Annotated in this window: 11 protein-coding genes; 6 read left to right on the forward strand and 5 right to left on the reverse strand. The window is 73.4% G+C overall.

What is annotated here, in order from left to right; genetic code table 11:
• Positions 1–10 precede the first annotated feature (10 nt).
• The 3 genes from ACZ6R6_RS10170 to ACZ6R6_RS10180 all read right to left on the reverse strand — a co-directional run bounded on the left by ACZ6R6_RS10170 (position 11) and on the right by ACZ6R6_RS10180 (position 4713).
• Positions 11–2074: a neutral/alkaline ceramidase gene (locus ACZ6R6_RS10170; RefSeq protein ID WP_470091936.1), complete on the reverse strand. Its 2064-nt coding sequence runs from the start codon at positions 2072–2074 to the stop codon at positions 11–13.
• A 479-nt stretch (positions 2075–2553) separates the two neighbouring features.
• Positions 2554–3030, reverse strand: a complete 477-nt coding sequence (locus ACZ6R6_RS10175; RefSeq protein WP_306869262.1) for an Lrp/AsnC family transcriptional regulator — start codon at positions 3028–3030, stop codon at positions 2554–2556.
• 102 nt (positions 3031–3132) lie between these two features.
• On the reverse strand, positions 3133–4713 hold the full coding sequence (locus ACZ6R6_RS10180; protein ID WP_470091938.1) for a sensor histidine kinase: 1581 nt from the start codon (positions 4711–4713) through the stop codon (positions 3133–3135).
• A 215-nt stretch (positions 4714–4928) separates the two neighbouring features.
• Here ACZ6R6_RS10180 and ACZ6R6_RS10185 point away from each other — a divergent pair, with 215 nt between their 5' ends.
• The 4 genes from ACZ6R6_RS10185 (at position 4929) to ACZ6R6_RS10200 (ending at position 9126) form a co-directional block, all read left to right on the forward strand.
• Complete coding sequence (locus ACZ6R6_RS10185; RefSeq protein ID WP_470091940.1) at positions 4929–6341, forward strand: dihydrolipoyl dehydrogenase family protein; 1413 nt, start codon at positions 4929–4931, stop codon at positions 6339–6341.
• A gap of 156 nt (positions 6342–6497) precedes the next feature.
• Complete coding sequence (locus ACZ6R6_RS10190; protein WP_470091942.1) at positions 6498–7610, forward strand: alkene reductase; 1113 nt, start codon at positions 6498–6500, stop codon at positions 7608–7610.
• 147 nt (positions 7611–7757) lie between these two features.
• On the forward strand, positions 7758–8447 hold the full coding sequence (locus ACZ6R6_RS10195) for a hypothetical protein (protein ID WP_470091944.1): 690 nt from the start codon (positions 7758–7760) through the stop codon (positions 8445–8447).
• 169 nt (positions 8448–8616) lie between these two features.
• Positions 8617–9126 carry a GNAT family N-acetyltransferase gene (locus tag ACZ6R6_RS10200; RefSeq protein WP_470091946.1) on the forward strand — a complete coding sequence of 170 codons (510 nt, stop codon included), beginning with the start codon at positions 8617–8619 and terminating at the stop codon, positions 9124–9126.
• Between the two features lie 45 nt (positions 9127–9171).
• Here ACZ6R6_RS10200 and ACZ6R6_RS10205 read toward each other — a convergent pair whose 3' ends face one another.
• On the reverse strand, positions 9172–10314 hold the full coding sequence (locus ACZ6R6_RS10205; RefSeq protein ID WP_470091948.1) for an acyl-CoA dehydrogenase family protein: 1143 nt from the start codon (positions 10312–10314) through the stop codon (positions 9172–9174).
• A gap of 82 nt (positions 10315–10396) precedes the next feature.
• Positions 10397–11506 (reverse strand): M24 family metallopeptidase, encoded by a 1110-nt coding sequence (locus ACZ6R6_RS10210; RefSeq protein WP_470091950.1) that lies wholly within the window; start codon positions 11504–11506, stop codon positions 10397–10399.
• A gap of 229 nt (positions 11507–11735) precedes the next feature.
• On the opposite strand from ACZ6R6_RS10210, the gene ACZ6R6_RS10215 reads away from it, so the two are divergent.
• Together ACZ6R6_RS10215 and ACZ6R6_RS10220 are read left to right on the forward strand one after the other, a co-directional pair.
• Positions 11736–12974 carry a PP2C family protein-serine/threonine phosphatase gene (locus ACZ6R6_RS10215; protein WP_470091952.1) on the forward strand — a complete coding sequence of 413 codons (1239 nt, stop codon included), beginning with the start codon at positions 11736–11738 and terminating at the stop codon, positions 12972–12974.
• A gap of 133 nt (positions 12975–13107) precedes the next feature.
• Complete coding sequence (locus tag ACZ6R6_RS10220) at positions 13108–13467, forward strand: hypothetical protein (protein WP_470091954.1); 360 nt, start codon at positions 13108–13110, stop codon at positions 13465–13467.
• The last annotated feature ends 16 nt before the right edge of the window (positions 13468–13483 follow it).

A 13483-nucleotide genomic window follows, 5' to 3' on the forward strand; every position in this document is an offset into this window, starting at 1 on the left:
CCCGGAGCCGTCAGGACACCGTGAAGCTCCTGGAGGCGCCGGTGAACGGGGTCACCTTCCCCAGGATGTTCCTGGAGTCGCCGGAGTGGACGATCCGGTAGGTGCCCGCGGGCGTGCCTGGCGCGATGTCCCAGGTGATCGTCGCCTTGGAGGTGCCGGTGAGCCCGTTGAGGCGCGTCCAGCGATAGACGGTCTGCCAGTCGCCGTCGTCCAGGTGGCGCACCCACGCGCCGTCCACCAGCCGCTGCACCTCCAGGTAGGTTCCGTTGCGGTGCAGGTTGTTCTTCGGATGGCCGGTGACGAACTCGGCGCTCGCGGTGCTCCCCGGCCGGTAGGAGGCCGCGGGCTCGGTCAGCACCTGGCCGAACGACTTCGACGCCGGAGCGCTGTCGAGGACCACGCCCGTCTGGAGGTTGACCTGCCTGCCCGACAGGTCCGGTGTCTGCGGGCCCCGGTCGACGGCGGCGCCGTCCCGCATGGCGGCCGCGAGGGCGGCGAACTCCTGCTGGTAGGCGGGCAGGGTGTATTTGCCGTAGAGCGTGGAACCGCCCTCGTACTGCTGCAGCTCGTACTCCTCGGGCGTGGTCACGTACTGGCTGTAGGCGTTGGCGTAGCCCTGCATGATCACGTTCTCGACGGGCACCCCCAGCTCACCCGCCACCGCCCGCCGGACCCGCAGGCCGGCGACGATGGTGAACTCGGCGGGGCCCGCCACCAGGTAGAGCTGGCCGATCTTGAGGATCTGCACCGGCAGGATCCTCGGGGTCACCGGCACGGGCTCGGTGACCAGGCCGGTCGGCACCAGGTTCAGCTTGGGCGCCTGGCAGCTGATCAGCCACGGCGGCGCGTCGACGTCGAGCGGCTCCAGCAGCTTGGCGATGGGCCCCGTCATGCCCTCGTCGAAGCCGGGGATCGCCGGCCCGTCCTCGACGCTGCCCGCCATCGTGGAGGCGCCGACCATGGCGGGACAGGTGCGGTGCTCCCTGCCGTCCGGGGTGTAGGCCCCGCCCACGGTCACGTTCTCCATGTCGACGAACCTCATCCGGTGGTCGACGCCGCCGGTGATCGGCGTCCGCGCGCCGTCGTAGACCTCCTTGGCCCTGGCGAACTGGCGCTCGCCGATGATCCGGGTGTTGTCGAACTCGTTCTCGGTGGGACCCGACCCGGGCCGCAGGTTGAGGTTGGGCGACATGTCGCCGGCGTTGGTGTTCGGGAAGGCCGCCACGAAGCCCGGCGTGCCGTCCAGATAGCGCACGCCCGCCTGGTCGTGCTCCCATCGGTAGGCCGCGTACCCCTTGTTGTCCGGGCTGATCAGGGTGTTGGCGTTGGTCAGGGAGGTGGCGTGGGTGGCGAACCAGCTGATCGCGCCCACGTCGGTGCCGCCCTGCTTGAAGCGCAGCACGGTCATCGCCGGGTCGACGGCCTGCGGGAAGGCCGCCCGGTCCCCGGCGGGGTTGGCGTCGAAGGCCGTCCTGGAGCGGTTCACGCTCGCGTCGGTGAGCAGGCCCCTGCCCAGGCTGATGGTGCCCGGCCTGAGGTCCTCGTGCGCCTTCACCACCGACTCGACGATGCCGTCGACGATCGCGTTGTAGGTGGCCTTCTGGAAGCCGAGGACGGACAGGTTGTAGGCCAGGTGGTGGGAGTGGCCGCCCGGTCCCGCGTGGGTGTGCGTCGCCGACAGCAGCACGTTCTGCTCGCCGTACAGGGAGCCGTAGCGCTGCTTCAGCCTGGCGACGACGCCCTGCTGGACCGACTGGAAGATCATGCCGAGGTCGGCGTTGACGTAGACCACCCGTCTGCCGGTGGCCTGGTCGGCGATGACGAAGGCCCGCGACCGCTGGCGCTGGTGCAGGCCCGTGGCCTTCTGGTCGAAGCTGGAGTATCCCATCATGCCGACCTCGGCGACCTCTCCGGTGACGTCGGAGATGCCGCGGCCGACGAGGTAGGCCGCCGGCTCGGCCCGCGCGGCGGCGGCCGGCGGCGGCGCCGGCAGGCCGGTCAGGCAGAGCGTGCCCACCAGTCCGGTGAGCAGCAGGGACAGGGATCGGGGGCGCGAACGGGAGGGACGCCGCATGCGGGCTCCTGGGGTCCGGTCGGCGAGCGGCGGCGTGGGCGGAGCCGTCCTCCGCCGGGGGCCGCTCGGTGGGGGGTGGCCCGCCCGCAGGACCCGGGAGCCGCGCCGGCCCGGAGCGGGGACACGCCGGCGGGCCGGGCGCGGACCTCCTCCAAGCGGGCTCCTTCGTCGGTGGCCTGTCCGCGGGGCGGATCCCGGCGGGCCGCGGGAAAACCTGAACATAACTCATGTTTATCTTCCGAGGCCGGTCCAGGACTGTCAAGGCCGCTGTGCGGGCGGCCGCTCCCACCTGTCAGGGGCACGTCGTTCCGTCAGGGGCACGTCGTCCGGGAGCGCGGGACCGCCGGGAACGCGGAGACCCGGCGCGCCGGGCCCCGGCCGGCGGCCCGCCGGACGGCGCAGCCGGACTCGTCGGGTGGCTCGGACGGCCAGGCTCAGGACAGGCCCGCCCGACGGCTCGGACGGCCTCTCCGGGTGGCTCAGACGGGCTCGTCGGGCTTGCCGGTCTCCGGATCCACCAGCTCGGGGGCCCGGTGTTCGTACGGCGTGCTGAGCACCACCGTCGTCCGGGTCGAGACGTTGGCCGAGCTGCGGATCTGGTTGAGCAGCTCCTCCAGGGCGATCGGCGAGGCCACCCGCACCTTGAGGATGTAGCTCTCGTCCCCGGCCACGCTGTGGCAGGCCTCGATGGCGCTCAGGTGGGCCAGCCGCTCGGGGGCGTCGTCGGCGGCGGCCGGGTCGATCGGCTTGATGGACACGAACGCGGTGAGCGAGAGCCCGATCGCGTCGTAGTCGACCAGCGCGGCGTATCCCCGCACCACCCCGCGCTTCTCCAGCCGACGCACCCGCTGGTGCACCGCCGACACCGACAGCCCGGTCTCCCTGGCGAGGTCGGTGAAGCTCATCCGGCCGTCCTTGGCCAGCAACGTCACGATCCGGCGGTCGATCTCCTCCACCCGATCAACGGTAACGGCACCCGGCGGTCCCCCGCGCCGCCACGGGGTCACGGCATGGTCCCAACCGCACCCGCCGCCCCGCCGGCCGGCGGCCGGCGGTCCTCAGCCGCTCCCTCCGGCGGGCGCCTCCTGCGGCTGCTCCGCGGTGACGGGCAGGGTGATGACGAAGCGGGCCCCGTCGCCGTAGTCGGTGTCGAGCCAGATCTTCCCGCGGTGCTGCTCCACGATCTTCCGGCAGAGCGCCAGGCCGATCCCGGTGCCCCCGTAGGCGTCCCGGTGGTGGAGCCGCTGGAAGATCACGAAGATCTTGTCGGCGAAGTTGGGGGCGATGCCGATCCCGTTGTCGGTCAGGGTCATCCGCCACTCCCCGTCCCGCTCTTCGGCCTCGATCCGGACGTGGGGCCGGCGATCGGCGGTACGGAACTTCAGGGAGTTGCCGATCAGGTTCTGCCAGAGCATCACGAACTGGGTCCGGTCGCCGACGATCACCGGCAGGTCGCCGACCTCGATCTCGGCCCCGGACTCCTCCACCGCCGCGGAGAGGTTGTCCAGCGCCCTGTCGACCACGTCGTTGAGGTCCATCTCGACCGGCTCCTGGTGGACGCGGCCCACCCGGGAGAAGGTGAGCAGCTCGTTGATGAGGACCTGCATGCGCTTGGCGCCGTCGACGGCGAAGTCGATGTAGGTGTTGGCCCTCTCGTCGAGCTGGGAGGCGTAGCGCTGCTGGAGCATCTGACAGAAGGAAGCGATCTTGCGCAGCGGCTCCTGCAGGTCGTGGGAGGCCACGTAGGCGAACTGCTCCAGCTCGGCGTTGGAGCGCTTCAGCTCCTCCGCCTGCTCGGCGACCTGCTGCCGGGAGGTGCGGGCCTCCTCCAGCTCGCTGACGATCCGTTTGCGCATCGCCTCCATGTCACCGGCCAGCTCGGCGAGGTCGGCCGGCCCGCCGGTGTCGACGTGGTACTCGAAGTCGCCGCCGGTGACGCGGCGCGAGGCCTCGCCCAGGCGCGCCAGGGGACCGAACACCGCGATCCGCAGCAGCACCGCCACCATGATGACGGTGAGGAGGAAGGCGATCAGTATGACGGAGAAGGTCATGTCCCGGACCGTGCGGGCGGTGGTCAGCTCGGCACGCGCGCTCTCCCTGGCCCGGCTCCAGGCGGCGTTCTGCTCGGTGAGCGCGTCGCGGACAGCGTCGAAGGCCTGCTTGCCGCCCTCAGCCCGCCCTGCGCTGACGCTCTCCGGCCCGGAGCCCCGCACGGCCTCGATCACCGGCTCCGCGTAGGCGGAGCGCCATTGGGCGCTCAGCCGTTCCACCACCACCAGTTCCTTCAGCGCCCGCGCCGTCGGCGCCACCGTCCTGATCTGCGACGCCGCGGCGAGCTGGTCACGCTGCCCGTCCCGGTAGGGCTGGAGGAACTCCTCCTTGCCGGTGAGGACGTAGCCCCGCAGCCCGGTCTCCTGGTTCACCAGGGCCGTCTGCATGCGCTCCGCCTGGATCCTGCCCACCGAGATCTCGTCGATGAGGCGGTCGGAGGCCTGCGCGGCGCTCCGCAGGACGGCGGCGCCGATCAGCGCCGACAGCCCGAGGAGCACGGCCATGACCAGCAGCACGACGTTGAACCAGGTCTGTGCCCTCCAGCGGCTCCGCCAGGGCCCGCCCGGGCGTGCTTGGTCGGTGGTCATCGGCTTCCCATCTCGCGGAATCTCGCGCTGTCCGGGGTCACGGAGACCCGGCAGCTGACGAAAGATACCGGAACGGAGCGCTCCTCCCGTAAGAGACGACGCCTCCCGGCCCCCGTGCTCGGCCCTCCGCGGCGAGGCTGCGAAGCTGGTGCGGCCGGCGCCGTCACACTGACCATGGCGATCGGCCTGTTTGCTCTGAGAGGTAGGGGGGGGTCATGTCCGACGAGTTCGACGTGATCGTGGTAGGCGCCGGTCCCGCGGGCGAGAACGTCGCCGGCCGCGCCGGCCGCGCGGGGCTGAGCTCGGTGGTGGTGGAGGAGGAGCTGGCCGGCGGCGAATGCGCCTACTGGGCCTGCATCCCCAGCAAGGCGCTGCTGCGGCCGGTGGAGCTCGCCGCGGACGTCCGCCGGGTGCCCGGGCTGGCGCTGGAGCCGATCGACGTCGGCGCCGTGCTCGCCCGGCGCGATGAGGCGGTGTCCCACCTGGACGACGGCAACCAGGTGAAATGGATCAGGAGCGTCCCGGCGGAGTTCGTACGGGGACGCGGGCGGCTGCGGGGTCCCAGGCAGGTCGAGGTGACCGCCCGCGACGGCTCCACCCGCCTGCTGCGCGCCCGGCACGCCGTCGTGCTGGCCACCGGCAGCCGGCCGGTGATCCCGCCGGTCCCCGGGCTGGCGGAGTCCGCGCCGTGGACGAGCCGCCAGGCGACCGGCGTCCAGGTCGTGCCGGAGCGGCTGGCCGTACTGGGTGGAGGCGTGGTGGCCTGCGAGATGGCACAGGCCCTGCACGGGCTCGGCGCCCGGGAGACGACGATGCTGGTGCGCGGGCACTCGCTGCTGGGCCGGATGGAGCCGTTCGCCGGGGAGCTCCTGGCGGCCTCGCTCACCGACGCCGGCGTGCGGGTGCGCACCGGCGTCCAGGTGACCGGGGTGGAACGGCTCCGGCCCGGGGGTCCGGTGACCGTCCACCTCGCCGAGGGGGCGCCGGTGGAGGCCGACGAGCTACTGGTGGCCACCGGCCGCAGGCCCGCGACCGGCGATCTCGGGCTCGACACCGTCGGCCTGCCGGACACCGAGCCGGTGCGGGTCGACGACAGCATGCGGGCGAGCGGGGTCGCCGACGGCTGGCTGTACGCCGTGGGCGACGTCAACGGCCGCAATCTCCTCACCCACATGGGCAAATACCAGGCCCGGGTGTGCGGCGACGTCATCGCGGCGCGGGCGCGGGGAGAGCGCGACGACCTGCCGGCGATGCGCGACACGGCCGACGGGTACGGCGCGCCGCAGGTGGTCTTCACCGACCCCCAGGTCTGCTCGGTGGGCCGGACCGAGGCCGCGGCCAGGGCCGAGGGGTTCGAGGTGCGGGTGGTCGAGTACGACCTGGGCGCGGTCTCCGGGGCCTACCTGCTCGGCGAGGGCTACCGGGGCAGGGCCAAGGCCGTCGTGGACGAGCGCCGGCGCGTCCTGCTGGGCGTGACCTTCGCCGGACCGGGCGTGGCCGAGCTGCTGCACTCGGCGACGGTCGCGGTCACCGCCGAGGTGACGCTGGACCGGCTCTGGCACGCCGTCCCGTCCTTCCCCACGGTCAGCGAGGTCTGGCTGCGGCTACTGGAGGAGTACGGCCTCTGACCGCCCGGCGGCGGGCCGCCGCGGCGCGGGGGGTAGCGTGGTCGGCAGAAGGATATCCGTCCGCGCCCGCCACGACCGGGCCGCAGCCACCGGCCCCGCCGCGCCGTGGGCCGGCGCTCCGCTCCCCAGCAGACCACGCCCGCGAAAGCGACGCCGATGGAGACGACACCCGCGAAGGGGGCGCCCGCGCTCTTCGAGCCCGTGCGGCTGGGCGGCGTGACGCTGCCCAACCGGGTCGCCATGGCGCCGATGAGCCGCTCCAGGGCAGCCGCCGACGGCACTCCCGGCCCTCTCATGGCCACCTACTACGCCCAGCGCGCCTCGGCGGGCCTCATCATCGCCGAGGGTACCCACCCAGGCCCCGCCGGCCGCATCGGCCCCGGCGCGCCGGGGCTGCACACCGACGAGCACCAGCGCGGCTGGGCCCGGGTCGCGGACGCGGTGCACGGGGCGGGCGGGCACGTCTTCGTCCAGCTCATGCACGCGGGCCGGCTGGCCCATCCCAGCTTCCTGCCCGGCGGCCTGCGTCCGGTCGCGCCCTCGCCGGTCCGCGCCCGCGCCCTCGTCTACACGCCGGACGGGCGGCTCGACGCGGTCACGCCCCGGGAGCTGAGCGCCGCGCAGATCGGTCAGATCGTCGGCGACTTCGCCCGCGCGGCCCGGCGCGCGGTCGCCGCGGGCCTGGACGGCGTGGAGATCCACGCCGCCAACGGCTACCTGCTGCACCAGTTCCTCGGTGACGGCAGCAACCTGCGCGCCGACGCGTGGGGCGGCGGCACCGCCGGGCGGATCCGGATCGTCGTCGAGGTCGTGCGCGCCGTCGCCGCCGCCGTCGGGCCCGAGCGGGTGGGGCTGCGCATCTCCCCCGGCAACCGCTACGGCGACATGTCCGAGCACGACCCGGCCGGGACCTACACCGCGCTGATCGGCGAGCTGGCCGGCGACCCGATCGCCTACCTGCATCTGAGCGAGACCGGGGACGCCGAGCTGGACGGCCGGATCCACGCGCTGTGGCCGACGGCCCTGATCGTCACCCCGCTGAACAACCCCGCCGACCTGGCCAAGACCCACCCGGCGGCGTGGTGGCTGAAACGCGGCGCCGACATGGTGGCCTTCGGAAGCGCCTTCGTCGCCAACCCGGACCTGGTCGAGCGGCTGCGCACCGGAGCGCCCCTGAACCACCCGCTGCCCACGGGCCTCTACGGCGGCGGCGCGGAGGGCTACATCGACTACCCCACCCTCGACCGGCGGCGCGGCGACGGCTGGTGAGGGGCCGGCGTGCCCGGTGAGGGTCATGGGCCGGCCATGAGAAAAGACAGTTGTTTGACCTGTTTGTCATGGTTCCGTCATGAAAAGCAGGCAATGTGAAGGTCACAGCGTCTGACGGGCGGACTCCGGCGACAGTCAGGAGGCGACATGGCGGCCATGGACAGGGCGGCGCGGATCGGCCGGCGCGAGGCGCGCTGGCAGCTCGATTTCCGGGCGTCGGACCGGCGGGAACGCCGCATCATGCGGCAGATGACCGCCGGGCTCGCGCTGGGCATGCTCCTGGCCCTGACGGGCGGATCGCTGGCCCGCGCCCTGCCCGACGACGTCGTCAGAGCCTACGACCCCTACCTGTACGGGGTGCTGGTGCTGGGCATGACACGCGGCTCGCCACAGGCCGGATGGGCGGCCCTCAACGGCGCCCTGACCAGCGCGGGGCTGACGGCCGGCCACCTGACCGCCCAGGCTCTCGACCAGGCCGAGAGCCTGCTCAGCCAGAGCGGCGGCTGGACGACCGCGCTGGGCGTCACGATAGTCGCCTTCGGCCTGGCCGGGCACCTCAGCCGCAGGCCGGACGCCGGCGGCGACATCGCCGTGGGGCTGCTCAGCGGCCTGCTGCTGTTCAGCCTGGTCGCCCAGCAGGCGGCGGGCCCGCCGTCCGGCGCCCTCCAGCCCGGGCCATGGGCGCCCCTCGCCCTCGCGGCCCTGGGCCTGTCGCTGCCGCTCCTGCTGCGCCCGACGGCAACGGCGCGTACGCGCACCGCGCTCACCGCCCTCACCTGCGCCGCCGCCTCCAGCGCGGCCCTCTTCGCGCTCCCCCTCCTGCCCGGCCCGCTCTGAGGCTCCCTCCTGCCCGGCCCGCTCTGACGCTCCGGCCGTGTTATCGTCGGCGGTGCGGGCCCCGGGCCCACTCCCGCCGGCCGTCCGGCGTGCCCCGCATCCCACACCCCGCGTGCCCCGCGCCCCGCCGGCGACAGATCCCGCCACGGAACCAGAGAATCAACCCACCATGTCCCACACCTGGAACACCCGGCCGGAGACCGACCAGGACGTCGGCACGGTCCGCGAGATCGTCCTCGGCGCCTTCCCCACGCCTCTGGAGGCCGACCTCGTCGAGGCGCTGCGCACCGACCCGGCGTGGCTGCCGGAGCTGTCCGTCCTCGCCGAGGACGCCGGCGGCACCGCCGCCGGCTACGCGCTGCTGACCCGCTGCCACGTCGGCGACGCCCCCGCCCTGGCGCTGGGCCCCTGCGCCGTCCTGCCCGGCCACCAGAGGCGCGGCGCGGGCTCGGCCGCGATCCGCGCCGGGCTCAGGGGCGCCCGCGACATGGGCGAGAACCTCGTGCTCGTGCTCGGCCACCCCGAGTATTACCCGCGCTTCGGCTTCGTCCCGGCCTCGGCCCACGGGATCCGCCCGTCCTTCGAGGTCCCCGACGAGGCCATGATGGCGCTCGTGTTCGACGGGACCCTCCCGGTGCCCGCCGGCACCATCGTCTACGCGGCGCCGTTCGGCGTCTGACCCCGGGGCGGGCCCGCCCCGGGTGGGCCCGCCCCGGCGCGGCGCCTACCGCGCGAGGGCGCGGCTGATCACCAGGCGCTGGACCTGGTTGGTGCCCTCGACGATCTGCAGGACCTTGGCCTCCCGCATGTAGCGCTCGACCGGGAAGTCCTCGACGTAGCCGTAGCCGCCCAGGACCTGCACGGCGTCAGTGGTGACCTTCATGCACACGTCGGTGGCGAACAGCTTGGCCATCGCCGCCTGCGTGCCGTACGGCCGGCCCGCGTCGCGCAGGCGGGCGGCGTCGAGGTAGAGGGCGCGCGCGGCGGCAATCTGGGTGGCCATGTCGGCGAGCATGAAGCCGATCCCCTGGAAGTCGGCGATGCGCGAGCCGAACTGGCGGCGCTCCTTGGCGTAGGCGGTGGCGGCGTCGCAGGCGGCCTGGGCCACGCCGACGGCGCAGGCGGCGATGCCGAGCCTGCCGCCGTCCAGGGCGGCCATGGCGATGCGGAAGCCCTCACCCTCGGCGCCCAGCAGCGCGTCGGGGGCCAGCCGGGCCGCGTCGAAGCGGACCTGGGCGGTCGGCGAGGAGCGCATCCCCATCTTCCGCTCGGGCCGGCCGAACGACAGCCCCTCGGTCCCGGCGGGGACGTGGAAGCAGGAGATGCCGCGCCCGCCGCCGTCGGAGGTGCGGGCCATCAGGGTGTAGAAGTCGGCGACGCCGCCGTGGGTGATCCAGGCCTTCACCCCGTCCACCACGTAACCGTCGGCGTCGCGCACGGCGCGGGTGACCAGGGCGGCGGCGTCGGAGCCGGACTGGGGCTCCGACAGGCAGTAGGCGCCCAGCGTCTCACCGCCGAGCATGTCCGGCAGCAGCGCGGCGCGCTGTGCCGCGCTGCCGTAGGCGGCCACCGGGAAGCAGGACAGGGTGTGCACCGACAGGCCCAGGCCGACCGCCAGCCAGCCGGCCGCGAGCTCCTCGATCACCTGGAGATAGACCTCGTACGGCTGCGCCGCGCCGCCGTGCTCCTCGGGGTAGGGCAGCCCGAGCAGCCCGGCCCGGCCCAGGGTGGTGAACACCTCGCGGGGGAAGCGCCCGGCTGACTCGTCGGCCGACGCCCGGGGCACCACCTCCTTGTCGATCAGATCACGGACCAGCTCCAGCAGGTCACGGGACTCGGCGGTCGGCAGCACACGCTCAACGGTCATCTTCCGCACACTCCAGGTCATGGACGTGGACGACAAAAAGTGGGGTGACCGGGGTCACCGGCCACCCCGATTGTGGCACTTGTTACACGATGACGAGTCCGCGAGGCCGGTGGTTGACCCGCTCGCCGCCCTCCTCGGTGCAGATGATGATGTCCTCGATCCGGGCGCCGTGCGCTCCGCGCAGGTAGATGCCCGGCTCGACGGAGAAGGCGAAGCCCGGCGCCAGCGGCTCGGCGTTGCCCGCGACGATGTAGGGCTCCTCGTGGGTCTCCAGGCCGATGCCGTGGCCGGTGCGGTGGATGAAGAGCTCCCCGTAACCCTCGGCGGCGATCACCTCGCGCGCGACGGCGTCGATCGACTCGCACGACACGCCGGGCCGTACGGCCGCGCAGGCGGCTTCCTGGGCGCGCTGGAGCACGTCGTAGTACTTCACGAAGTCGGCGGGGGGCTCGCCGACGGAGTAGACCCGGGTCGAGTCGGAGCAGTAGCCGCTGGGCATCTGACCGCCGATGTCGACCACGACCGGCTCGCCCGCGTGGATGATCCGGTCGGACAGCTCGTGGTGCGGGCTGGCGCCGTTGGGCCCGGAGCCGACGATGACGAAGTCGACGGTCGAGTGCCCCGCCTCGATGATCGCGTCGGCGATGTCCCTGCCGACCTCGCGCTCGGTCCGGCCGGCCCGCAGGAAGCCGGGCACCTGGGCGTGCACGGAGTCGATCGCCGCGCCCGCCTCGCGCAGCGCCGCCACCTCGGCCGGGCTCTTGCGCATGCGCAGCCCGCGCAGGACGGTCCCGGCGAGCACCTGCTCGGCACCGGGGATCGCCTCGCGGAAGCGCAGCGACTGCATCGCCCACATGCGGTCGGCCAGGCCGACCCGGGCGACCCCGCCCAGGCGCGCGCCGACGGCCGCGTAGGGGTCGTCGGTCTCGTCCCAGGGCACGAACTCGATGCCGAGTCTCGACGCCGGGGAGTGCTCGGCGGCGGGCAGCTCCAGACGGGGCACCATCAGGAAGGCGTCACCCGCGGCCGGCAGCACCAGGCAGGTGAGCCGCTCCAGCGGCAGCGCCTCGTAACCGGTCACATAGCGGAGATCGGGGCCCGGCGTCAGCAGCAGCGCGTCGAGGCCGGCGGCGGCGGTCGCCTCCTGGACAGCGGCCAGGCGGGCAACGGGATACAGGTCAGAGGACTCCATCGTCACACCGACCAATCTAATCCTGGACGCACCGACGCCACACACGGCCCCGCGTGCCGAGGGAAACTGCGGAAAAGCCGCCGGAGTGACGTCGGTTTCACTACACTCCGTTGAAGGACGATCACATTTTGTCGACAGAACGTCCGTAAGGCCCCACATTCCGAGAGCGAGCTACATGGTCGGCGTAGTGGGCGGCCACCAGCCACCCCTCCACCCACGAAACGACCTCGTGACCGGTTCCGCCCCGCTGACCGCGGCAGAGATGGTGCAGCGGTTACGCGGAGAGCTGGACGAGCACATGGCCGTGGAACAACAACTTCTCAGCGCGCGGCTGGCGCACGCCGAGCGGCTGGGCAACCTGGGCTGGGCCGAGTGGAATCTCCAGACCGGGGAGTCCGTCTGGTCCGAACGCGCCTATGCCATCTTCGGCCGCGACCCCGGCGACGGCCCCATCCACCTTCGCGACCTGACAGCCCACGTCGAGGCGGCCGACCGGGCCGACCTCGACCGGCTGCTGCGGGCGGTCATGCACGGCGCCGAGTCCGGGCAGGCCGAGTTCCGCATCCGGCGCCAGGGAGAGGTCCGCCACCTGCGCGCGGCCCTCGACCCGGTCGCGACCGGCGGGCGCACCGCCGTGCACGGGGTGATCCAGGACATCACCGGCCGGCGCCGGGCCGAGCGGATCATGTCGGAGTCCCGGCGCCAGCTCCTGGAGGTCCGTGAGCAGGCCGCCGAGGAGCGGCACCTCAGCGTGGCCCTGCGGGATGCGATCATGCCCGGTCTCGGGACCGCCGTCGAGCTGCCGCACACGCGCATCGAGGTCCGCTACGTCCCGGCAGGCACCGGGGCCGGCCTCGGCGGCGACTGGTACGACGCCAGCACCCTGCCCGACGGCCGGCTGGTGCTGGCCATCGGCGACGTGTCCGGGCACGGCCTGCCGGCGATCGCCCGGATGGCCCGGCTCCGGCACGCGCTGATCGGCCTGGCGATGACCGGTGAGCCCGCCGACAAGCTCCTGACCTGGCTCAACGCCCTGGTGATGCACCGGCAGGCGGAGACCACGGCGACCGCCGTGATCGGCCATCTCGACCCCGTCACCCGCGTGTTCGCCTGGAGCCAGGCCGGCCACCCCGCGCCGATCCTGGTCCGCGACGGGGTGGCCGCCCAGCTCGACCCGCCCGCCGGGGTGCTGCTCGGCGCCACGCTCACCGAGCCGTACGGAGCGGCCGATGTGGAGCTGGTGGAGGGAGATCTGCTGTTGCTGTTCACCGACGGGCTGGTCGAGCGGCGCTCCCGCGACATCGACGAGGGGCTGGCCCTGACCCTGGAGGCGGCGGCCGGCCTCACCGGCGACAGCCTGCCGGCCGGGCTGGACCGGCTCATCCGGGCCGTCGGCGGGCCCAACCCCGAAGACGACACCTGTGTGCTGGCGATCAGCGTACGCGGTGGAGGCACGCGGGGCCACTGAACCCGTGGGCGCGGCTCGGGCCCGGCCACCCACGATGACGTCGTCCCCGGTCAAAACGGTGTCCACCCCCCGGTGTCCGCGCAGACGCCACGGCGTCCATGATCCGCAATGTCACCGGCCCCCGGGGTTGCGGGTGAACTGCACCGCGAGCTGGGCGGCGAGCCATGGGTGTTCGACGACCGCGTCGAACAGGCCGAGCGCGACGGCGCGGATCTCGTCCTGGGGCGCCTACAGCTCCGCCGGCTTCGGTGGTTTCCGCGCGCTCGGCGGGCTGGGTGGGTCGCGTGGCCAGGGCGGTGGCGACGACGGCGTCGGTCGCGGCCTCCAGCAGCTCGTCCACGTTGCCGATGTGCCAGTGGATCGCGCCGGGACCGGTGGCCAGGCGGCCGGTCAGCGCCCGGACCGTCAGGGCGCCCTCTCCCACCGCGTCCAGCAGCTCGACAGCGGTCTCGACGATGCGCTCCCGGGTGGGCATCCGCCTGCGTCGCTGTGATCGACGTGTCCGTACG

The sequence above is a fragment of the Streptosporangium sp. NPDC048886 genome (assembly GCF_055586905.1).

What these genes read in the sequence shown, in the direction of transcription:
- ACZ6R6_RS10170 (WP_470091936.1), bottom strand. Translation starts at nt 2,074, where the DNA reads ATGCGGCGTCCCTCCCGTTCGCGCCCCCGATCCCTGTCCCTGCTGCTC.
- ACZ6R6_RS10180 (WP_470091938.1), bottom strand. Translation starts at nt 4,713, where the DNA reads ATGACCACCGACCAAGCACGCCCGGGCGGGCCCTGGCGGAGCCGCTGG.
- ACZ6R6_RS10185 (WP_470091940.1), top strand. Translation starts at nt 4,929, where the DNA reads ATGTCCGACGAGTTCGACGTGATCGTGGTAGGCGCCGGTCCCGCGGGC.
- ACZ6R6_RS10190 (WP_470091942.1), top strand. Translation starts at nt 6,498, where the DNA reads ATGGAGACGACACCCGCGAAGGGGGCGCCCGCGCTCTTCGAGCCCGTG.
- ACZ6R6_RS10195 (WP_470091944.1), top strand. Translation starts at nt 7,758, where the DNA reads ATGGCGGCCATGGACAGGGCGGCGCGGATCGGCCGGCGCGAGGCGCGC.
- ACZ6R6_RS10200 (WP_470091946.1), top strand. Translation starts at nt 8,617, where the DNA reads ATGTCCCACACCTGGAACACCCGGCCGGAGACCGACCAGGACGTCGGC.
- ACZ6R6_RS10205 (WP_470091948.1), bottom strand. Translation starts at nt 10,314, where the DNA reads ATGACCGTTGAGCGTGTGCTGCCGACCGCCGAGTCCCGTGACCTGCTG.
- ACZ6R6_RS10210 (WP_470091950.1), bottom strand. Translation starts at nt 11,506, where the DNA reads ATGGAGTCCTCTGACCTGTATCCCGTTGCCCGCCTGGCCGCTGTCCAG.